This is a genomic window from Rhizobium sp. PAMB 3182, from assembly GCF_052908355.1.
The window spans coordinates 3,913,804-3,933,329 of sequence record NZ_CM128607.1; the positions used below are offsets into that span (position 1 = coordinate 3,913,804).

The window sequence follows — 19,526 nt, forward strand, 5'->3', positions numbered from 1 at the left end:
GCGCCCGGTCTCTCAGTGGTCCGGCGCAATATGGGCAGCGACTTCGGCGAGCTCCTGCTGGTGCTCGACGGGCCGATCCTGAATTTCCTCCAGGCGTCCGGCGATCAGCGCGGCGTCCGGTGCCGGTTCGCGCTTCCAGGGTTTGCGACCCTTCAGCACGCCGGAATCATGCACGATTTCCGCGACATATTCCTCCTGACGGTAGGCCATCACGTGGATGCCGGAAACCCCTTCGATCTCCTTCACCTCGTTGATGATGTCGATCGCCAGGCGCTTGCCTTCTTCCTTCTGGTTCTGGGCCCCCTCCAGCCGCTTGATGACGGCGTCGGGAATGTGGATGCCGGGCACGTTGGATCGGATCCAGCGGGCGGTCTTGGCGGACGCCAGCGGGCCGACGCCGACCAGGATGAAGCATTTTTCGTGCAGGCCCAGGTCGCGCACCTTGTTCATGTATTCGCGGAACATCGGCACATCGAAGCAGTACTGGCTCTGGACGAACTGCGCGCCGGCGGCGATCTTCTTCGCCAGGCGATAGGGACGGAAGTCATAGGGAGGAGCGAAGGGGTTGATCGCCGCGCCGAGGAAGACGGACGGCGGTGTGGTCAGCTTACGGCCGGACAGGAATTTGCCTTCGTCACGCATGGTGCGGACAGTTTCCAGAAGCGACATGCAGTCGAGATCGAAAACCGGCTTGGCGCCCGGCTGGTCACCGGCCTGCACGCCGTCGCCGGTCAGGCACATGATGTTCTGCACGCCCATGGCGGAGGCGCCCAGCACGTCGCCCTGGATGGCGATGCGGTTCTTGTCGCGGCAGGCGATCTGCATCACCGGCGCATAACCCATGCGGGTCAGGAGCGCGCAGATGCCGACGGAGGACATGTGGCAGTTGGCGCCCGAGGCGTCGACGGCGTTAATGCCGTCGACCCAGCCATCGAAGATCGCGGCGCGTTCGTAGACATCCTGCGGGTCGGCGCTGTCGGGCGGGTTGAGCTCGGTGGTGACCGCGAATTCGCCACGGCGCAGGACGCGCTCGAGGCGTCCGCGCGACGAGTGGCCGGGCAGGGGATCGAGCGGCAGGCTCGGATCGGCGGGATGGATGTCGTTGATCATGCCGCGTCTCCCTTGCCTGCTTGCTTTGCTGCTTCCTTGGCGGCGGCTTTCTCGGCTGTAACGCGCAGCCAGGCGGACGTTTCGCGCAGCGCCTGGTTGACCGGCTTCTGGACCGTCATGATGGCGTCGCCCTTGGCCATGTTCTGAGATCCCTTCCAGGCCTGCACCCAGACACAAGGCATGTCCGGCTCGACTTCGCAGTTGCCATTCTCACGCACGCCGCCGCAGGGTCCGTTCCGCAACTGCTTCGGGCAGTTCATCGGGCAGGACATGCCGGTCGACGACAGCGCACACTGGCCGCACATGCGACAGTCGAAGAGCAGTCCCTTGACGTTGCGCTCCAGGAAGGTGACGGGCCGTTCGACGCGCTGGTAGCCGAGCTTTTTCCAGACCGGATGAAGCATCAGGAAAAGGTCGGCGAAATGGGCGTAAATCCATTCCAGCGCGCGGGAATGGCGCACCGACCACAGCCGGATCGTGTAGCGGCGGCGCTGGCGTCGGCTCGGCGACACGCCGGCCGGCGTGAAGGCGCCGGCGGCCTGCTTCTTTTCGGGGGCGGCGTTGCCCTTGGCGGGTTTTGCGTCAGCCATTTGCGCGGCCCCCGGCCTTGACGAGAGCGACGATCCGCTCCTTGTCGTAGGCGGCCTCAAGTGCTGCGGCGGCCTTGTCGGCTTCCGCTTCCAGGTCGTCCGAAACGGCGACCGGATCGGCCTTGCGCCACTCTGCGAGATAATCGTCGGTCTCGGATGCGCCGGAGCGCATGGCGGCCATGTCGATGGCCTCTGCGAAGCGCTGTGACAGCTCGCGCTTGGCGTTGGTCCGGCCCTTCTTGACGATGATTTGGGCAGGTATGTCCCGCCAGTAGACGACGATCAGGTCCGCCATGTCCTTGCTCTCCCAATTGAAGGCAGAATGCACGGTTGCCGGTCGGCTGACTACGCTTTTGACGACGTCGCAATCGCTGAAAAGCGACGTCGATGAAAAATGCGGCTCTTTAGACGCGACAGGGAAGTGAGCTGGACTACCAGACGCCCTTGGCGACCCCGTTCCAGAGCCAGGCCCAGATCGGCGGATTGTAGTGCATGCTGGATGGACCCGACGGCTTGTATGGTGCCGCGCGGCTGGTGAGCACGTCCTCGATGGCCTTTATCGCGATGTCCGAGCAGCATGCCGTAAGCAGGAGAGGATAGGTCAGCATCGTGTCGGATTTCGACGGCGTCATGCGCTTCTCGTAAAGCGTGTCACCGGTGTCGATGCCTGCGTCGACCAGATGCACCGTCGCGCCGAAATTGCCGGCATCGCCCGAGACCAGCGACCAGTAGCCGCCCATCTGGCCGCGATAGGCCGGGTTGATCCCGGCATGGAAATTGACGACCGGGCAGGTGAGGGCTGCAAGTGTCCTGGCGCTGAGAATCCGGCAGCTGACCGTAAAGATCACCGCCGGTGAGACCTTGTGTACCGCATCCAGGAAATCCGGGGTGTTGACCGACGTGACGTGGATCACCGGCACATGCGGGTTCTGGTCGGCCGAGACGGCGAATTCCTTCAGGATCTCCGCCTGACGTTTCGCGGCAAACTTCTTGCCGAGGCGCGAGACGATCATCGTGGCGAGCTGTCCGCCGGCATTGATCCAGCCGAGCTTCCTCGCCCGTCGCTTGAGGATGACCGATTTCGACTCGGGTTGTTCCTTGATCACGGTGACATTCGGGAAGCGCGCGGAAAGCGCGTTGATCAGGATCTGCGGGTTCATGCCGCCTGCCGTCACCACGGCGACGGGCCGATGGAATGACGTCTCGGTCATCTGATCAGAGGATCGCCATGAAGATCGCCTTGGCGGCCAGAGCCACAGCGGTGGCGATGATGGTGGAAATGACGCCGATGATCGCGCCGGCAATGACACCCACGCCGTCACGTTCCGTCATGGCGAGCCCGATGACGGCGAGCGCCAGCGCCGGCAGCCAGTTGCCGAAGGGGATCGGCAGGAAAACGACGACGGCGAAGACGAGGGTGAAAATGCCGAGCAGGCGTTCCGACCAGCGGGTTTCCAGGAACCAGAAACGCGGCTTGATCCAGGTTTCGATCCAGCGCAGCCAGGGAACAACGCGGGCGACGATACGATTGAACGTCTCTTTTTCCATCGTGTAGTCGGCAATGCGCCGCGGCAGCCAGATGCGCGTCTGGTTGGACGACAGGATCTGCCAGGCGACGAAGATCAGCGGCAGGCCGAGGAGCAGTGTGGCGCCCGGCGGCATCGGAACGAGGTTCGGCAGTGCGAAGACGACGAGGAAGGCGCCGAAGGAACGGTCTTCGAGTGCGACCGCAAGATCGCGCAGGCTGATTTTCGGCCCGGCATTCAGGGCTATATGCTGCAGCAGATCGGAAAGGCTCGGCGGATGCTCTTCGGCTTTTGATTTTGCCGTCATACCGGAAAACGATGCTGTACTGTCGGTCACTCTTGCTACGCCTTCTCGACCTTCTGGTGGGCTTTCATGTACTGATTGTCTTACAGGCCGATTATTAAGCTATTAAGGCAGCTCTGTGGGCGTCGAAAAATCAGTTGCTTCGTGCCTCTTCGGCAACATGTAGGAGTTCGACTGCGAGATCACCATAGCCGGTGAAGCGATATTCGTAAGTCAGGCCAAGAAATTCCGCCGCCTTGCGCGCTTTCGCCTGAAGTTCGGCGTCTTCCTCCTGCGACAGGTAGACGAGCTTGGTATAGTGGCCGAAATAGGCGTCGCGCAATTCCGGATGACGGTCGAGGCCGAGCGGTTCGACGACGAATGCCTCGAACTGTCGGGCGAGGAAGTCGGTCAGGAAGAAGGCGGAGATGTCGTCGTCCCACTGCCGGGCGAAGGCCTCGTTGCCGACGAAGAAGGAATAGCAGTGCGGTCCGGCAAGACGGCCCACACCCTCCCTTTCGCAGAGCCTGTCGATGTCGCCGCCGGTGCCGCAATCGGCATAGGCGATGAAGATGCGGTCGAAGCCCTCGGCGCGCGCCTCGGCGATTGCCTTCTCCAGGCCGGGAACGATTTTCTCCGGATGATTGTGCAGGATTGCCGGCAGACAGATGAGGTCGACATGGGACAATCCGTTCGTCTTGCAAACCGCCAGAATCTCCCGCGCCAATGCCCCGCAGGCAATTACACGTATCGATGGAACCAACATCGACTTTCTCCGTTTAACGTTATGAGGCATCATGATCGGGGCGATTGCCGTCGGTCTGTTCTCAAGGCAACATAGGAGGCTAACATGTCGAAAGCTCAACGCATAATCATTGCCGGTGTCGCTGCCGCTGGCGTGCTGTCGCTCGCATCCTGCGCAAATACGATCCGTGGCGTCGGTCGGGACGCGGCCAATACGGTCAACGCGACGCAGGCGGCCGGCAACGACGTGGCGCGGTCGGCGAACTGACCAATCGGCGTTGAGCAGCTGGCTGAAAGCTGCTGATGCTCTATAAATTGGGCTCGCTTTTCGTCTGATTTCGCTGTCATATCTCGGTCGTTCACCGTGATTCAGGGAGATCAAATGCTCAGGCTCGGCCATTCATTCAAAGCTCTGCTTGTTTTCTTCGCCCTTGCGGCGGCGTTGTCGTCATGCGGCAACACGATCCGCGGCCTCGGCCGGGATACCGCCAACATGGTCGATGCGACCAAGGATGCCGGCGAGGACGTCGCGCATTCGATGTGACGAGCGACGTGACAGGCAAAGGCCTTCGGGACATGAAAAAGGCGCGGTCGTTGACCGCGCCTTTTTCATGATATTTGCCTGCCTTCAGGCGCGTGATGCCAGGGTGTTGTGCTTGCGGGCAATCAGATCCTTGGCCGTTTCCACAGCGACTGCGGCATCGCGGCAGTAGGCGTCGGCGCCGACGGCCTTGCCGAATTCCTCGTTCAGCGGCGCGCCGCCGACCAGCACGATATACTCGTCGCGAATGCCCTTTTCCTGCATGGTGTCGATGACCACCTTCATGTAGGGCATGGTCGTCGTCAGCAGGGCGGACATGCCGAGGATGTCGGGCTTTTCCGTTTCCAGCGCTTCGAGATACTTCTCGACCGGATTGTTGATGCCGAGGTCAACGACGTCGAAGCCGGCGCCTTCCATCATCATGCCAACGAGGTTCTTGCCGATGTCGTGGATGTCGCCCTTGACGGTGCCGATCACCATCTTGCCGAGCTTCGGCGCGCCGGTTTCGGCGAGCAGGGGCCGCAGGATGAACATGCCGGCCTTCATGGCGTTGGCGGAGAGCAGCACTTCGGGAACGAAGAGGATGCCGTCGCGGAAGTCGATGCCGACGATCCGCATGCCTTCAACCAGAGCCTTGGTCAGGATGTCGTAGGGCGTCCAGCCGCGATCGAGAAGGATGCGTGTCGCTTCCTCGATCTCTTCCTTCATGCCGTCGTAGAGATCGTCATGCATCTGCAGGACAAGATCGTCGTCCGACAGTTCCGAAAGAATGATTTCATCGTCAGACATGCATGCCTCCCATTGCGACAAAACCTATGGAAACCAGTGATTTCCATGACAGATAACGGCAGTCTAAACGTGTTCGCGGAAAAACGCATTTCGAAAACGACGTGCGGCTTGCAAAAATACGACGGAGCGAAATGTCGTTTTCGGTCGCCGAATGTCCGCCTTGCGGCAGTCCTTGGCGCATTGAGAAATGTTTCCTCTTTCAAAACGGATAGCATTGGTGGAAGAGAGGACGCGCCGATAAACATGTTTCGGACGCTGGATTGAGGAAACACCATGAACGATACACCGGTTGAACTGGAAGGCAGCTCGGACGGCCGCGCACGGCGGTCCCGCAGCGAAGGACGCGGAGCGGCAGCACGGCGCGCATCGCGCTCGGGCGGCGGTCCGGGAGTGTCGCTTCCCTACATCCAGCGCAAGATCAAGGAATACGAGGTCCTCGACGAGGAAGGCCTGGCGCTGATCGAGAAGAACGCCGACACGGTGCTCGAGGAGGTCGGTATCGAATTCCGCGACGACGCCGAGGCGCTGGCGCTGTGGAAGGACGCCGGAGCGGACGTGAAGGGCCAGCGGGTGCATTTCCCGAAGGGCCTCTGCCGCGAACTTTTGAAGACGGCGCCGAGCACGTTTACCTGGAACGCCCGCAATCCGGAGCGCAACTGCCAGGTCGGCGGCAAGGCGACGATCTTCGCCCCGGTCTACGGCCCGCCCTTCGTGCGCGACCTCGACGGTAACCGTCGCTATGCGACGATCGAGGATTTCCGCAACTTCGTGAAGCTCGCCTACATGGCGCCGTCCGTGCATTCTTCGGGTGGCACCGTCTGCGAGCCTGTCGACGTGCCGGTGAACAAGCGTCACCTGGACATGATCTACAGCCACATCAAATATTCCGACAAGCCGTTCATGGGCTCGGTAACCGCGCCTGAGCGGGCCGAGGACACGATCGCCATGGCGAAGATCGTCTTCGGTGACGATTATGTCGACAACAATACCGTAACGCTGAACCTCATCAATGCGAACTCGCCGATGGTCTTTGACGAGACCATGGTCGGCGCACTGAAGGTCTATGCAAGGCACAACCAGGCCTGCGTGCTGTCGCCGTTCATCCTGTCGGGCGCCATGAGCCCGGTGACGGTCGCCGGCACGCTGACGCAGATCCTGGCCGAAGTGCTGGCCGGCGCCTCGTTCACGCAGCTCATCCGCAAGGGCGCGCCGGTGCTGTTCGGCACGTTCGCCGCGTCGATTTCCATGCAGTCGGGTGCGCCGACTTTCGGTACGCCGGAACCGTCGCTGGTCTCTTACGGCGCGGCGCAGCTCGCCCGTCGTCTGGGCCTGCCGTTCCGTACCGGCGGTGGTCTCTGCGGCTCCAAGGTTCCGGATGCTCAAGCCGCCTATGAGAGCGCCAATACGCTGAACACGACGCTGCTCGCCGGCACCAACTTCGTGCTGCACGCCGCAGGCTGGCTCGAAGGCGGGCTGGTCTCCTCCTATGAAAAGTTCATGATGGACCAGGACCAGCTCGGCATGCTGCAGAAGATGGCGGAAGGCGTCGACCTGTCGGAGAACGGCCAGGCGATGGACGCTATCCGCGAAGTCGGCCCCGGCAGCCACTATCTCGGCTGCGACCATACCCGCGCCAACTTCCAGTCGGCCTTCTACCGGTCGCCGCTGATGGACAACAACTCCTTCGAACAGTGGGAACTGGAAGGCCAGAAGCGCATGGAAGAGCGTGCCAACGCACTGTGCCGCTCGTGGCTCGACAGCTACGAGGCGCCTTACCTCGATCCGGCAATCGACGAGGCCCTGATCGAGTTCGTCACCAAGCGTAAGGATTCGATGCCGGACGCCTTCACTTGAAAGGAGCCCGACGCCGCCAGGGAGCAAGGCGGCGCCGCGCTGGTGGCCGACTTCGTCCAGAAGGGCATATGGCAACCCTGGCGTAGCGAGAGCGGAAAATGACGGGCGAGAGAAGCCTGATCGACAGCGTCCGTGCGGCCTTGCAGCCGCACGGCGTTTTTGTTCGTGGCGTTGTCAATTTTTCCCCTGGCGAGGCCGCGCCAAATCTTGCCGATGGCCCGCCCGCCGGCTCTGTGGTCCTCCTCGGCAATATCGGCGGGTCGGTCTGGCCGCATTTTTCCGGCTGGCGGGACAGGCAGGCAGATAATGGCGGCGACGATCCACTGGACGCCTGGTCGAAGGCGGTGATTGCGCCGGTGGCGGGCGCGCTTGGCGGCACCGCCTATTTCCCCTCCGATCCGCCCTGGCAGCCGTTCCAGCAATGGGCGATGCGGGCGGAAGGGTTGAGGACTTCGCCGCTCGGTATCCTCATCCATCCGCAATACGGGCTTTGGCACGGCTACCGCGGCGCGATCGGCTTCGTCGGGCATCTGCCGGACTGGGACGAGCCCGAGGGCGGGCATCCTTGCGACGCCTGCGCGTCCAAGCTGTGCCTTTCGCACTGTCCGGCCGGGGCGGTCCTGGCAGACGGCTTCGCCGTGGCTCCATGCCGGGACTGGCTGCGGACTGCCGAAGGGCAGGCGGCTTGTATGGCGCAGGGCTGTCTGGCGCGTGCCGCCTGTCCGGTCGGCAACGCCTATCGCTATCCCGTGGAACAGTTGCGATTTCACATGTGCGCGCTGAAAATCTGATGCGGTTTCCAGCCTTTGACGCAATTGCCGGCTTATAGTCGTCAGGCGATTCTCGGGGGTGTGCCTATGGTCCGGCGTTTCTTGGCGCTTGCAATCTTCATGCTGCTGTCTTCAACCGGCCTGGCTCTGGCCGATGGCGAGGCCTGCCGGACGATCAGGCATATGGACGCGGACTATACCGTCTGCACTTACGATCCCGCCAAGGCGGATATCCGCATCTTCAACACCGACGAGAGCGGCGAGCCCTATGGCAGCTTCGCGGCGCTCGGCAAGGCATTGTGGCGCGATCGCGAGATCATGCGCTTTGCCGTCAATGGTGGCATGTACCACTACGACATGTCGCCGGTCGGGCTCTTCATAGAGAAGGGCGTCGAGCGCTCGGCGCTCAGCACCCGCGGCGGCTGGGGCAATTTCCATCTGCTGCCGAACGGCGTCTTCTATGTTGGCGACGGCAAGGCCGGGGTGATGGAAACGCAGGCCTATGCGGCAAGCGGCCTGAAGCCCGACTATGCGACGCAATCGGGGCCGATGCTGGTGATCGACGGAAAGCTGCATCCGCGCTTTCTCGCCGACAGCGATAGTTTCAAGGTCCGCAACGGTGTCGGCGTCGACAGCAAGGGCAGGGTGGTGTTCGCCACCTCGGAAAATCCGGTCCGCTTCTATGATTTCGGGCTGCTCTACCGCGACGTGCTCGACTGCGACAATGCGCTGTTTTTAGACGGGACCATATCCAGCCAGTTCATTCCCGAGATGAAGCGGCAGGATACGCTGTTTCCGCTCGGCACGATCATCGCCGTGGTCGGCAGCCTGCCGTAGAGCCATCACACCTTCGGGAAGGCATTCTCCAGGCCACCGGAACTCGTCAGTCCCTTTCTGAATGCCTCATAGGCCGGGTGCTGGCTGGAGCGCGCGAGTTCCATCAGCCGGATCTGCAGGCGGGCAGGCGCGTGCGTTCCCAGCCATTCCCCGCATTTCTCCAGTTTCAGCGAGTTGAGAAAGGGGGCGTGCGCGGCCTTGTTCAGATAGAGGTCCAGGCCGTCGAGCAGGTTCTCGTCCTGCTGAAAGTTCTCAAACAGCAGATTGAGGTAGGCTTCGTCATCCTCGCCGAGCGCCGACAGCTTTGCCGCTACCGTGTCGCGGTCGGGAAAAGGGAGGGATTTTCCGGGCATGGCGGCCTCTCATGTCATTCATTGGAATCAGTTTGGATAGCGACAGGATACCCGACCCGCCGCGGCAACCAAACGCCGAGGGCTTCTTTCACAGGAACGGCTCCTGGCGTGCCGGCCGGGCCGGCACGTCGATGTGATCCGGCTCCAGTCCTGCCTTGGCGCGCTCGACCATCAGGCGATAGGCATCCTCCAGATGACGGGTGAAGCGTTCCGTGTCGAAGAGCGGTGCGCGATTTCGGTTTGCCGCAAGCTTGATCCTGAGGTTCCGGAGGCGCTGCGGCTCCGCGGCAAGCGACAGACAGAGGTCGACATAGGCGTCCGGGTTGTCGGCCACCAGTTCGGGCATGTCGAGCGCGCGCAGAAGGCTTTCCGAGACGCGGGAGGCAAAGTGGGAGCCCTTCATGGTGACGACCGGCACGCCGGCCCAGAGCATGTCGGAGGTGGTGGTGTGGCCGTTGCAGGGGAAGGGATCGAGGTGCAGGTCGGCCGCCTGGGCGCGGGCAAGATGGCGTTCGTAGGATTCCGGTCCGGCAAACAGGATGCGGGCCGGATCGACACCGGCTTGCGCCATCGCGCTCCGCAGGTGCTCCTGTGCCAGCGGTTCTGTGACCATCGCCCAGAACAGGCTGTCGCCCGTCCTTCTCAGAATGTCGCTCCACATCGCGAAAGCTTCTGGCGAGATCTTCCAGGAGGCGTTGAACGACGAGAAGATGACGCGGTCTTCCGGCAGGCCGAGCGAGCGCCGTTCGGCGGGCGGCGGTCGCGGCCGGTCGATGTTGTTGTTCGGCTGGTAACTCTCCGGCAGGCGGCAGAGCTTCTCGTGGTAGAAGGGCGCCGAACTTTGCGGCGTGACCACCGGGTCGCCGATCAGATAGTCGCAGTCGATGCCCGGGCCTGATCCGGGGAAGCCGAGCCAGGAGACCTGTATTGGTGCTGCGCCGGCATTGATGATGTCGATGCGCGCGCCCTTTGTGTGGCCCTTGAGGTCGACGAGGATGTCGATCTCGCGCTCACGGATCAGCCGCGCGGCCTCGTCCGGGCCGAGATGGCCGACCGGCACGATCTCTCCCAGGGACTGGCGCAGGCCGTCGTCCTTGGCGATGAGGTCCGGCGGCGTGTGGCAGAACAGGGTGATGTCGAAGCGGTCGCGGTCATGCAGCCGCAGAACGCCGGAGAGCAGCATCATCGTCGCATGGGCACTGAAAAAATCATTCGAGAGATAGCCCACGCGGATCCTGTCGCCGTAGCGATGCGGCATGGCGCGTCTGGCCGCACGGCTCTCCGGCGTGAAGGCGGTCGGACGATGCGCGGCGCCGACGCGGGCATTGATCGCCTCGTCCGGGCACCAGCAGACATGAAAATGCGGTGTTTCGAGCAGGAGGGCTGCCGGATCGCCGGTCTGCAGCCGAGCGAGTAGCGTCCGGTTGCTCTCCGCCATGTCCGCGAATGCCAGTGCATTGCGAAGGCATTTTCGGTGGATCTCGAGCGCCGCCCCGTTCTGCGGCGCAAAGGCGACCGCCTGTCTTGCGGCAGCGAGGGCGGGTTTCAGATGGCCTGCGCCGCGGAAGAGATTGGCAGCCAGCACGAAGAGCGCCGCGCCCTTCGCGCCGAGTGGCAGGGCGGCCCGAATGTACCACTGCGCGGCGGAGAGGCTTGCGTCCTGCTTGGCGAAGGCCTGAGCGATGATCAGGCAGAGCTGGCTGTCCGGCCGGGCCTCGCGTTCCGCCGCCGGGGCGATTTCGGCGGTGATCCGGGCCAGATCGCCGGCGCGGTAGGCGGCAAGCGCCTGTTCCAGCAAAGCGCTCATGATGCGGCGGGCCGATCGATCAGCGGGACGTCGATATGATCGGGTTCGAGTCCGGCTCGCGCCCGCTCGGCCATCATCGTGTAGGCGCGCTCCAGATGACGGGTGAAACGCTCTGTGTCGAAGAGCGGCGCGCTCGTGCGGTTTGATGCCAGTATCCGGCGGATGTCGGCGAGGCGTTCCGGGTTCTTGCAGAGACCGCCGCAGAGTTCGACGAAACCGTCATCGTCCGATGCGACTAGTTCGCCTGCAAGTCCTGCGGCCGAGAGCAGGCTTTCCGAGACACGCGAGGCGAAATGCGTTCCCTTTCGGGTGGCGACCGGCAAACCGGCCCAGAGCGCGTCCGACGTGGTCGTGTGGCCGTTATAGGGGAAGGTGTCGAGGCAGAGGTCCGCTGCCTGCAGACGGGCGAGATGATCGCCATAGGCGGCCCAGCCCGCGAAGACGATCCGACTTTCGTCGATCCCGGCCTTCCGCGCTGCGTCGAGGACGTTCTGCCTGACGAACGGATCCTCGATCTTCAGCCACAGGAGGCTGTCGCCGGTCGCCCGCAGGATGCGCATCCAGAGGCCGAAGGTGTCCGGCGTGATCTTCCGCTGTTCGCTGAAGGAGGCGAAGACGAAGCGCTCGGGCGGCAGGCCGAGCGCGGCGCGGTCGGCGGCTGCGGGGAGGGGACGGTAGCGATTGTCGTTCGGTTGGTAGCTATCCGGTAGTCGGCAGAGCTTTTCGAGGTAATGCGGCTTCGATGAATCCGGGGTGACGATCCGGTCCGAGATCACGTAATCGCAGTCGATGCCGGTGCCGGAGCCCGGAAAGCCGAGCCAGGCGGCCTGGATCGGCGCCAGGCCCGAATTGACGAGGCCGAGGCGGGCATCCTTGGTGTGGCCTTTGAGGTCGACCAGGATATCGATCTCCGTTGCACGGATCAGCCGGGCCGCGTCCTCGTCGGACAGATGGCCGATCGGCACGATGCGGCCGTAGGTGGTCCGCAGGCCGCTGTCGCGCGCAATCAGCGCCTCAGGCGTATGGCAGAACAGCGTGACGTCGAATGCGGCGCGGTCATGCGCGGCGAGCACGCCCTGCATGAGGATCATCGTGGCGTGTGCGCTGGAAAAATCATTGGAGAGATAGCCGATGCGGATCCTGTCGCCCCAGCGATGCGGGCGGGCGCGGCGGGCGGCGCGGATGGCGGGATCGAACGGGATGCCATCCATCCGGGTGACGCTGGCGTTGATCGCCTCGTCGGCACACCAGGAAATGTGGTCGAGCGGCTTTTCCAGCGCCAGTGCGGCGGGATCGCCGGCTTGCAGGCGCCGAAAGAGATCGGCATTGCTTGCGGCGCATTCCTCGAACAGCAGGTATTCGCGCAGGCACTTGCGGTAGATTTCCAACGTCTTCGGGTCGTTTGGTGTCAGCCGTATCGCCGCACGCGCTGCCTCGATGGCGAGCGCCGGCTTGCGGCATCGGGCATAGAGGTCGGCGGCGAGCGTCAGCAGTTGCGCGCCTTTCTCCCCCATCGGACCTGCCGCGCGGCAGTACCAGTCGGCGGCTTCGGCCTTCAGGTCCTGCTTGATGAAGGATTGTGCCAGCACGAGTGACAGCTGCGGCTCAGGCTTCGTGAGGCCGACGGCGTCCGGTGCGATCTCGCCGGTGACGCGGGCGAAATCCCCTGCCTTGTAGAAGATCAGCGCTTGCTGCAAGAGAGCCGACATTCCGGCGAATCCTTTCCGTTTGCGCGCGATCATAGCATTCAAGCTGGCTCAGGGCTTTTGTCCCTTCCGAGTTGACAGGACCAGCAGCACGGGGAAGGCTTCGGCGATCAGGCTGTCAATGAGTCGACGCCATGCTGGACAAGAGATCGAAGGGCCGGGGATGTCGCTGCTGACCATTTGCATGCCGAGCAAGAGGAACCTTGAGGGCAGCCGTCCGTCGATCGACAGCGCCTTCGCCTTCTGCAAGGCGTGGGGCGCGGTGGCGATCGTCGCCGACAATTCCGGAGATCCGGAAAAGGCTGCCTATCTCGCGACGCTGGCGCCCCTCGTCACCCGGGTGGAATCCGTCGCGCCGGACGCCGTTGCCAATTTCGCCTTTGCCATCGGGCAGGCGAAGACGCCGTTTGTGATGCTGATGGGAGATGATGATTTCCTGCATCATCTTCCCGGCAGACCGTCGATTGATCTTTCCACACTTCCTGCCGATCATGTGGGCGTCCGGCCCATGACGGAGGTGTTCATACCCGACAAGGGTACGATCCGGCGCAAGGAGTTTGCGATCGCCAACTCCGACCCCGCCGGCCGCATACACGAATATCTGGGTGTCGCCGGCGGCGACAATTCCGCCTTCTACAGCATCTTCCGGCGCGAGCCGTATCTCTCCCTGTTGGACCTTTTCAATGCCGCTCACCCCACGCGGGGCGCCTATTGCGACTGGTCGCAGGTCGAGGCCATGTTTTCCTGCGGCAAGATGGCCTATGACGGGTCCATCCTGTTCCGGTACAATTTCCACCAATGGAGCACGCCGGAGCTGATCGCCGAATCCGACAGGAAGCTCTACACCAGCGCCGGTCTCTCGGAAGACAGCAATCGGTACATGGTGCTGCTGCGTTATCTGGATACCTTCATCATGGTCGCGCGCGCGGGCTCACCGCTTGGGCGTAGCCGGGCGCTCGATGCCGCGCAGAGGGGCGTCACTCCGTTCATGGAAGGATTCGTGCGCACTGTGCGGCAGAAACCGGAGAACTACGATGCCGAATTCCGCTATCTCGTGGACATGGCGGCGGCCTCCGGGGATCATATGGAAAAGCTGCAGATCGCGTTTCTGATGGCCGATCGTGTCAAACCAGGCCTGAAGGATGGCTATGTTTCCTTTTTCCGGGCGGCGATGGGGGGATAGACGATTGCAGCGGCGAAGCCATCCCTTGAGAGCGGCAGGTCTCCTGGCCTCGATCTGCCATTGCGCAATGCTCTTTCCCACCGGTGCTCTCGCCGGACCCGCAGACTTCGAGGCGCCCGAGCCGGTGGTGATTTCCGGCTATAGCGGGCAGGCGATGCAGCCGTTCATCTCGCGCGACGGCAAGTACCTGTTCTTCAACGACCGCAACCGGCCGGGCGACGGGACGGATATCTATCTTGCAACGAAAGTGGACGACACGCATTTCACTTTTGTCAGCGCGTTGAAGGGCATCAATTCCGATGCCGTCGATGATTCCGCGTCGATGGACAAGGACGGCAACATCTACTTCATCTCGCCCCGCGACTATCAGCGCTCCGAGGACACGCTCTGGCAGGGAAAGTTCGCTGACGAGGCGGTGACCGACGTTACCCATGTCGAGGGCAACGCCCAGAAGCGACGGCCGCAGTGGATCAATATCGACGACGAGATCAGTGCCGACGGCGAAACCCTCTATTTTGTCGAGAACCATCTGAGCCTGATCGACCGCAAGCTTGAAAGCTCCGAAATCCTGCTCGCCTACCGCCAGTCGGACGGCAGTTTCAAGCGGCCCAAACGGGTCGAGGATATCTTCAAGAACGTCAACACCGGCCGGCTGGAATATGCGCCGAGCACGTCCAAGGATGAGCTGACGCTCTATTTCACCCGCGCCGATCGCAAGGCGCGCGAAACGGGGATCGGGCAGGAATTCGCGATCTATGTCGCCACGCGCGCATCCAAGTCGGAGCGCTTCGGCGAGCCGGAGCGGATTTCGGCGATCGAGGGTTACGTGGAAGCGCCGAGCGTCGCGCCGGACGGTTGCGCGCTCTATTTCCACAAGCAGGTGGCCGGCGTGTTCCGGATTTTTCGGGCGAAGGCCACCGACTGCAAGTCCTCAGACTGAGCCGATGGCTTTCTGTCGGGCTCAGCCCCGGCGGCGCTTGCGCTCGCGGGCCGGCGCGCTGTCGTCTGCCGTCTTGTTGCGCAGCGGGCCGATCTTCTCGACGATGGTTTCCAGCGTCGGGCGCGGACCGGGGGTATGGGCGTCAAGCGCCTGGCGCATGGCGGCCAGATGGTTGCAGGTCGTGCCGCAGCAGCCGCCGATGATCTTGGCGCCGGCATCGACCGCCAGATGGGCATATTCGGCCATCAGCGGCGGGGTGCCGGAATAGTGGATCTCGGTGCCGCGGAATTCCGGGATGCCGCAATTGCCCTTGACGACGACGACCGCATTCGGATCGGCGTCCGTCATGTCGAGAAGGCTTGCGAGAATATCGGATGCGCCGACGCCGCAATTGGCGCCTACCGCCGTCGGGCCATCGCCGATGTCGGCAGCGACGCCGTGGATGTCGCGGGGCGCAAGGCCCATCATCGTCTTGCCGGCCGTATCGAAGGAGCCGGTGTAGACGTAGGGCATACCGGTCTTGACCGCCGCTTCGGCCGCCGCACGGATTTCGTCGGGCGAGGACATCGTCTCGATCCAGAGGATATCGACGCCGCCTTCCTTCAAGCCCGCCATCTGCTCGGCAAACGACGTGACGGCCTCGTCGAAGGTCAGCGCGCCGAGCGGCTGCAGGAGTTCGCCGGTCGGGCCGACGGAGCCGGCAACGATCACCTTGCGCGGCGCCTTGTCGGCCACAGTGCGGGCGATTTCGGCGGCCTTCTTGTTCAGTTCATGAACGCGATCCTGAGCGTGGTGCAGCTTAAGACGCTGGCGCGTGCCGCCGAAGGAGTTGGTCAGGATGATGTCAGCGCCGGCGTCGACGAAATCCTGGTGCAGCTTGGTGATCTTTTCCGGCTGCGCCTCGTTCCACAATTCGGGCGCTTCGCCCGATTCCAGACCCATGGCGAACAGGCTGGTGCCGGTCGCGCCGTCGGCGAGCAGAATGCCCTTTTCGGCCAGAAGGTCCTGAAGCGGTTTGTGTACGGTCATGATCGTTCCTCGACTATCGTTTGCAACAGGATATAAAGATTCCTTTATATGATTGCAACAATGAACAGGGATAACGGTTGCGGCATAGGCTCCCATGCCGGCGTTTGGGCCGAGTTTGCCCTTGCAGGAGTGGGGGCAGGGCCGCTAAACACGCGGCAAAACCCTTTCGGCCCCATGCGACCGCAGCGTCGCCCCATTGAAAAACTGAAAGCACCCTGATGACCCGGCCTCTCTCACTTCCGCGCGATCGCATTTCCGTCCTGCTGCTCGAAGGCATCAGCCAGAGCGCCGTCGATTACTTCCGCTCCTCCGGCTACACCAATCTGACGCATCTGCCGAAGGCGTTGGACGACAGCGAGCTGAAGGAGCTGATTTCCGAGGCGCACATGATCGGCATCCGCTCGCGCACGCAGTTGACCGAAGACGTCTTCAGCGCCGCCCGGAAGCTGATCGCGGTCGGCTGTTTCTCGGTCGGGACGAACCAGGTGGATCTGGAAGCGGCGCGCCGCCGCGGCATTCCGGTGTTCAACGCGCCTTATTCGAACACCCGGTCGGTTGCCGAACTGGTGATCGGCGAGATCATCATGCTTGCCAGGCGCATCTTCTCGCGCTCCGTTTCCGCCCATGACGGCGGCTGGGACAAGTCCGCGGTCGGCAGCCACGAGGTGCGGGGCAAGACGCTCGGGATCGTCGGCTACGGCAATATCGGGTCGCAGCTCAGCGTTCTCGCCGAAAGCATGGGCATGAACGTGCGCTACTTCGACCTTTCCGACAAGCTGCGCCACGGCAACACGGAATCGATGGCTTCGCTCGGCGAGCTTATGGAAATCTCCGACTTCGTGACGATGCACGTGCCGGAAACGCCCTCGACGCAGAATATGATCGGCGAGGCCGAACTGCGGCGGATGAAGAAGGGCGGCATCTTCATCAATAATTCACGCGGCACGGTGGTCGATCTCGACGCGCTGGCAAGGGTGCTGAAGGACGGACATCTGGCCGGCGCTGCCGTCGACGTCTTCCCCAAGGAACCGGCGTCGAACAAGGAGCGGTTCGAAACGCCGCTGCAGGGGCTGGAGAACGTCATCCTCACGCCGCATATCGGCGGCTCGACGGAAGAGGCGCAGGAGCGCATCGGCGGCGAGGTGTCGCGCAAGCTGGTCGAATATTCCGACGTGGGCTCGACGCTCGGTGCAGTCAATTTCCCGCAGGTGCAGCTGGCGCCGCATCCGAACGGCACCCGCTTCATCCACGTTCACCAGAATCGGCCGGGCATCCTCAACAGCCTCAACACCATCTTCTCGTCGCGTGGCGTCAACATCTCCGGCGAGTTCCTGCAGACCCACGGCGATACCGGCTATGTGGTCATCGAGGCCGATGATGTCGGTAGCCAGGCGGACGAGATCCTCGATGCGCTGCGCGAGATCCCCGGCACCATCCGCACGCGTCTGCTCTACTGACGAACCGATGACGGGTGGCCCGGTCTTCTACCGGGCGGCCTGCGTCTGCCGCCTTTCGAGCCCGACTGGCGTGACCATGGCGCTGATGATGGCGGAGAGATCGGTCATCCCGATGGTATTGCCGCTTTCGTCGCGCACATGGGCAGAGGAGACACCGGCCTTGGTCATCCGGCGGGCCGCTTCCTCGAGCACGGTGTGGCTGTCGAGCGAAATGCCCTGCAGCTCGCCCGCCGGCGGCGACATGATGGTCTTCAGCTGAATGACGCGCCCGCGGTTCACCTCCTTGACGAAGGAGGCGATGTAGTCGTCGGCGGGGGAGAGCACGATCTCCTGGCCGCTGCCCTGCTGGACGATTGCGCCATCGCTCAGCACCGCCACCTTGTCGCCGAGCCGCAGGGCCTCGTCGAGGTCGTGGGTGATGAAGACGACCGTCTTGTTGAGTTCGGCCTGCAGTTCCAGAAGCACGCCCTGCATGTCAACGCGGATCAGCGGGTCGAGCGCCGAGAAGGCCTCGTCCATCAGCAGGATATCGGCATCGTTGGCGAGCGCCCGGGCAAGCCCAACCCGCTGCTGCATGCCGCCCGAAAGCTGGTTGGGGTAGTGGTTCTCATAGCCGCCGAGGCCGACGCGGTCGATCCAGTGGCGGCCCTTGCGGCGCCGTTCGGCGGCGGGAACACCTTGTATCTCAAGCCCGTAGACCGTGTTTTCGATGACCGTGCGATGCGGCAGCAGGGCGAATTTCTGGAACACCATGGCCGTCTTGTGGCGGCGGAAATCGCGCAGTTCGCGTTCGTTCATGGCGCAGATGTCGCGGCCTTCGTAGAAGACCTCGCCGGCCGTCGGCTCGATCAGCCGGTTGATGTGGCGGATGAGTGTCGACTTGCCGGAGCCGGAGAGGCCCATGACGACGGTGATCTTGCCCGCCGGCATGGTGATGTTGATATCTTTCAAGCCGAGCACATGGTCGTGCTTCTCGTTGAGGTCGGCCTTGCTCATGCCGCGCTTGACGTCGTCGATATACCGGCCGCCATGGGGGCCGAAGATCTTGAAGAGGTTGCGGATCTCGATGTCCTGACTAGCCATGGACCACCTCCGAATGCTTCTGCAGGCGCTTGCCATAGGCCTGGCTGGCGCGGTCGAAGATGATGGCGATGGCGACGAGGGCGAAGCCGTTCAGGAAACCGACCGTGAAATACTGGTTGGTGATCGCCTGCAGCACATTACGGCCGAGGCCGCCGACGCCGATCATCGAGGCGATGACGACCATGGCGAGCGACATCATGATGGTCTGGTTGATGCCGGCCATGATGGTCGGAAGTGCCAGCGGGATCTGGACGTTGAAGAGCTTCTGGCGGGCCGACGAGCCGAAGGCGTTTGCCGCTTCCAGCACCTCCCTGTCGACCAGGCGGATGCCGAGATTGGTGAGCCGAATGATCGGCGGAATGGCGTAGATGACGACCGCGATCAGGCCCGGCACCTTGCCGATGCCGAAGATCATCACCACCGGGATCAGGTAGACGAAGCTCGGCATGGTCTGCATGACGTCGAGAACGGGCGTGGCGATCGCCTGAAAGCGATCGGAGCGGGCCATCAGAATGCCGATGGGAATTCCGACGACGATCGAGAGCAGGGTGCAGACGGTGACCATGGCCAGCGTGACCATCGTGTCTTCCCAGAGCCCGACGGCGCCGATGGCCAGCATGGAGAGTGCTGTGCCGAGCGTAATCTTCCAGCTGCGCGAGGCGATGAAGACGATTGCCAGCACGACCGCGATGACGACGATCCAGGGCGTGTCGACGAGCAGCTTCTGGAACCAGTTGAGAAACCATTGCAGCGGCTGCATGGCGTTGTCGATCGCGTCACCATACTGGCGCACCAGCGCCTTGAAGCCGGTGTCGATAGTGCGCTTGACCGTGCGCATGGTGCTGCCGTCGATTTCGGGGAAATTGCAGAACAGGTCCGGCAACAAGGTGCATTGCAGTGCCAATGTCGTGCCCTCTTGTCTTC

Annotated in this window: 21 protein-coding genes; 8 read left to right on the forward strand and 13 right to left on the reverse strand. The window is 63.0% G+C overall.

Features of this window, described 5'->3' with window-relative positions:
* Positions 1-12: 12 nt before the first annotated feature.
* The 6 genes from ACU5AZ_RS18745 to ACU5AZ_RS18770 form a co-directional block, all read right to left on the reverse strand.
* On the reverse strand, positions 13-1,110 hold the full coding sequence (locus ACU5AZ_RS18745; RefSeq protein ID WP_446823830.1) for a methylenetetrahydrofolate reductase: 1,098 nt from the start codon (positions 1,108-1,110) through the stop codon (positions 13-15).
* Positions 1,107-1,700, reverse strand: coding sequence for a methylenetetrahydrofolate reductase C-terminal domain-containing protein (locus tag ACU5AZ_RS18750; RefSeq protein WP_446823831.1), 594 nt, complete (start codon positions 1,698-1,700; stop codon positions 1,107-1,109). Before ACU5AZ_RS18750 ends, ACU5AZ_RS18745 begins: the two co-directional genes overlap by 4 nt.
* On the reverse strand, positions 1,693-1,995 hold the full coding sequence (locus tag ACU5AZ_RS18755) for a virulence factor (protein ID WP_446823832.1): 303 nt from the start codon (positions 1,993-1,995) through the stop codon (positions 1,693-1,695). Before ACU5AZ_RS18755 ends, ACU5AZ_RS18750 begins: the two co-directional genes overlap by 8 nt.
* Before the next feature lie 136 nt (positions 1,996-2,131).
* A complete protein-coding gene (locus tag ACU5AZ_RS18760; protein ID WP_446823833.1) occupies positions 2,132-2,911 on the reverse strand; it encodes a formyl transferase in 780 nt (259 codons plus the stop codon).
* A 4-nt stretch (positions 2,912-2,915) separates the two neighbouring features.
* Positions 2,916-3,563, reverse strand: a complete 648-nt coding sequence (locus ACU5AZ_RS18765) for an exopolysaccharide biosynthesis protein (RefSeq protein WP_446823834.1) — start codon at positions 3,561-3,563, stop codon at positions 2,916-2,918.
* A 100-nt stretch (positions 3,564-3,663) separates the two neighbouring features.
* Positions 3,664-4,305: a DUF1638 domain-containing protein gene (locus ACU5AZ_RS18770; protein ID WP_446826055.1), complete on the reverse strand. Its 642-nt coding sequence runs from the start codon at positions 4,303-4,305 to the stop codon at positions 3,664-3,666.
* Positions 4,306-4,359: 54 nt separating this feature from the next.
* Here ACU5AZ_RS18770 and ACU5AZ_RS18775 point away from each other — a divergent pair, with 54 nt between their 5' ends.
* Together ACU5AZ_RS18775 and ACU5AZ_RS18780 are read left to right on the forward strand one after the other, a co-directional pair.
* Entirely contained in the window at positions 4,360-4,521 is a 162-nt protein-coding gene (locus ACU5AZ_RS18775) for an entericidin domain-containing protein (protein ID WP_446823835.1), read from the forward strand.
* 114 nt (positions 4,522-4,635) lie between these two features.
* Complete coding sequence (locus ACU5AZ_RS18780; RefSeq protein ID WP_446823836.1) at positions 4,636-4,797, forward strand: entericidin domain-containing protein; 162 nt, start codon at positions 4,636-4,638, stop codon at positions 4,795-4,797.
* A gap of 84 nt (positions 4,798-4,881) precedes the next feature.
* On the opposite strand, the gene ACU5AZ_RS18785 is transcribed toward ACU5AZ_RS18780, so the two are convergent.
* Positions 4,882-5,583: a corrinoid protein gene (locus ACU5AZ_RS18785; protein WP_446823837.1), complete on the reverse strand. Its 702-nt coding sequence runs from the start codon at positions 5,581-5,583 to the stop codon at positions 4,882-4,884.
* 273 nt (positions 5,584-5,856) lie between these two features.
* On the opposite strand from ACU5AZ_RS18785, the gene ACU5AZ_RS18790 reads away from it, so the two are divergent.
* From ACU5AZ_RS18790 to ACU5AZ_RS18800, 3 genes are all read left to right on the forward strand, one after another.
* A complete protein-coding gene (locus ACU5AZ_RS18790; RefSeq protein WP_446823838.1) occupies positions 5,857-7,437 on the forward strand; it encodes a trimethylamine methyltransferase family protein in 1,581 nt (526 codons plus the stop codon).
* Positions 7,438-7,535: 98 nt separating this feature from the next.
* Positions 7,536-8,228: a ferredoxin gene (locus tag ACU5AZ_RS18795; RefSeq protein ID WP_446823839.1), complete on the forward strand. Its 693-nt coding sequence runs from the start codon at positions 7,536-7,538 to the stop codon at positions 8,226-8,228.
* Positions 8,229-8,288: 60 nt separating this feature from the next.
* Entirely contained in the window at positions 8,289-9,044 is a 756-nt protein-coding gene (locus ACU5AZ_RS18800; RefSeq protein WP_446823840.1) for a phosphodiester glycosidase family protein, read from the forward strand.
* Between the two features lie 5 nt (positions 9,045-9,049).
* Here the strand turns inward: ACU5AZ_RS18800 and ACU5AZ_RS18805 are convergent, their stop codons facing one another.
* The 3 genes from ACU5AZ_RS18805 to ACU5AZ_RS18815 form a co-directional block, all read right to left on the reverse strand.
* Entirely contained in the window at positions 9,050-9,397 is a 348-nt protein-coding gene (locus ACU5AZ_RS18805; RefSeq protein ID WP_446823841.1) for a hypothetical protein, read from the reverse strand.
* An 88-nt stretch (positions 9,398-9,485) separates the two neighbouring features.
* The gene (locus ACU5AZ_RS18810) at positions 9,486-11,204 is read right to left on the reverse strand and encodes an O-linked N-acetylglucosamine transferase, SPINDLY family protein (RefSeq protein ID WP_446823842.1); all 1,719 of its coding nucleotides are present in this window, start codon (positions 11,202-11,204) and stop codon (positions 9,486-9,488) included.
* Positions 11,201-12,913, reverse strand: a complete 1,713-nt coding sequence (locus ACU5AZ_RS18815) for an O-linked N-acetylglucosamine transferase, SPINDLY family protein (protein WP_446823843.1) — start codon at positions 12,911-12,913, stop codon at positions 11,201-11,203. The genes ACU5AZ_RS18810 and ACU5AZ_RS18815 overlap by 4 nt, the downstream gene beginning before the upstream one ends.
* Before the next feature lie 181 nt (positions 12,914-13,094).
* Here ACU5AZ_RS18815 and ACU5AZ_RS18820 point away from each other — a divergent pair, with 181 nt between their 5' ends.
* Positions 13,095-14,093: a hypothetical protein gene (locus ACU5AZ_RS18820; RefSeq protein ID WP_446823844.1), complete on the forward strand. Its 999-nt coding sequence runs from the start codon at positions 13,095-13,097 to the stop codon at positions 14,091-14,093.
* A gap of 4 nt (positions 14,094-14,097) precedes the next feature.
* On the forward strand, positions 14,098-15,033 hold the full coding sequence (locus ACU5AZ_RS18825) for a hypothetical protein (RefSeq protein WP_446823845.1): 936 nt from the start codon (positions 14,098-14,100) through the stop codon (positions 15,031-15,033).
* Between the two features lie 21 nt (positions 15,034-15,054).
* Here the strand turns inward: ACU5AZ_RS18825 and bmt are convergent, their stop codons facing one another.
* Entirely contained in the window at positions 15,055-16,062 is a 1,008-nt protein-coding gene (bmt, locus tag ACU5AZ_RS18830; RefSeq protein WP_446823846.1) for a betaine--homocysteine S-methyltransferase, read from the reverse strand.
* 218 nt (positions 16,063-16,280) lie between these two features.
* On the opposite strand from bmt, the gene serA reads away from it, so the two are divergent.
* Positions 16,281-17,519 (forward strand): phosphoglycerate dehydrogenase, encoded by a 1,239-nt coding sequence (serA, locus tag ACU5AZ_RS18835; RefSeq protein WP_446823847.1) that lies wholly within the window; start codon positions 16,281-16,283, stop codon positions 17,517-17,519.
* Positions 17,520-17,546: 27 nt separating this feature from the next.
* Here serA and ACU5AZ_RS18840 read toward each other — a convergent pair whose 3' ends face one another.
* Both ACU5AZ_RS18840 and ACU5AZ_RS18845 read right to left on the reverse strand, forming a co-directional pair.
* Positions 17,547-18,602 carry a quaternary amine ABC transporter ATP-binding protein gene (locus tag ACU5AZ_RS18840; protein WP_446823848.1) on the reverse strand — a complete coding sequence of 352 codons (1,056 nt, stop codon included), beginning with the start codon at positions 18,600-18,602 and terminating at the stop codon, positions 17,547-17,549.
* A complete protein-coding gene (locus ACU5AZ_RS18845) occupies positions 18,595-19,506 on the reverse strand; it encodes an ABC transporter permease (protein ID WP_446823849.1) in 912 nt (303 codons plus the stop codon). The genes ACU5AZ_RS18840 and ACU5AZ_RS18845 overlap by 8 nt, the downstream gene beginning before the upstream one ends.
* Between the last annotated feature and the right edge of the window lie 20 nt (positions 19,507-19,526).

Excerpts from the sequence above, each read along its gene's own strand:
- bmt (WP_446823846.1), bottom strand. The coding sequence starts at position 16,062 with ATGACCGTACACAAACCGCTTCAGGACCTTCTGGCCGAAAAGGGCATT.
- ACU5AZ_RS18815 (WP_446823843.1), bottom strand. The coding sequence starts at position 12,913 with ATGTCGGCTCTCTTGCAGCAAGCGCTGATCTTCTACAAGGCAGGGGAT.
- ACU5AZ_RS18775 (WP_446823835.1), top strand. The coding sequence starts at position 4,360 with ATGTCGAAAGCTCAACGCATAATCATTGCCGGTGTCGCTGCCGCTGGC.
- ACU5AZ_RS18750 (WP_446823831.1), bottom strand. The coding sequence starts at position 1,700 with ATGGCTGACGCAAAACCCGCCAAGGGCAACGCCGCCCCCGAAAAGAAG.
- ACU5AZ_RS18755 (WP_446823832.1), bottom strand. The coding sequence starts at position 1,995 with ATGGCGGACCTGATCGTCGTCTACTGGCGGGACATACCTGCCCAAATC.
- serA (WP_446823847.1), top strand. The coding sequence starts at position 16,281 with ATGACCCGGCCTCTCTCACTTCCGCGCGATCGCATTTCCGTCCTGCTG.
- ACU5AZ_RS18840 (WP_446823848.1), bottom strand. The coding sequence starts at position 18,602 with ATGGCTAGTCAGGACATCGAGATCCGCAACCTCTTCAAGATCTTCGGC.
- ACU5AZ_RS18770 (WP_446826055.1), bottom strand. The coding sequence starts at position 4,305 with ATGCCTCATAACGTTAAACGGAGAAAGTCGATGTTGGTTCCATCGATA.
- ACU5AZ_RS18745 (WP_446823830.1), bottom strand. The coding sequence starts at position 1,110 with ATGATCAACGACATCCATCCCGCCGATCCGAGCCTGCCGCTCGATCCC.
- ACU5AZ_RS18790 (WP_446823838.1), top strand. The coding sequence starts at position 5,857 with ATGAACGATACACCGGTTGAACTGGAAGGCAGCTCGGACGGCCGCGCA.
- ACU5AZ_RS18810 (WP_446823842.1), bottom strand. The coding sequence starts at position 11,204 with ATGAGCGCTTTGCTGGAACAGGCGCTTGCCGCCTACCGCGCCGGCGAT.
- ACU5AZ_RS18795 (WP_446823839.1), top strand. The coding sequence starts at position 7,536 with ATGACGGGCGAGAGAAGCCTGATCGACAGCGTCCGTGCGGCCTTGCAG.
- ACU5AZ_RS18760 (WP_446823833.1), bottom strand. The coding sequence starts at position 2,911 with ATGACCGAGACGTCATTCCATCGGCCCGTCGCCGTGGTGACGGCAGGC.
- ACU5AZ_RS18785 (WP_446823837.1), bottom strand. The coding sequence starts at position 5,583 with ATGTCTGACGATGAAATCATTCTTTCGGAACTGTCGGACGACGATCTT.
- ACU5AZ_RS18780 (WP_446823836.1), top strand. The coding sequence starts at position 4,636 with ATGCTCAGGCTCGGCCATTCATTCAAAGCTCTGCTTGTTTTCTTCGCC.
- ACU5AZ_RS18820 (WP_446823844.1), top strand. The coding sequence starts at position 13,095 with ATGCCGAGCAAGAGGAACCTTGAGGGCAGCCGTCCGTCGATCGACAGC.
- ACU5AZ_RS18805 (WP_446823841.1), bottom strand. The coding sequence starts at position 9,397 with ATGCCCGGAAAATCCCTCCCTTTTCCCGACCGCGACACGGTAGCGGCA.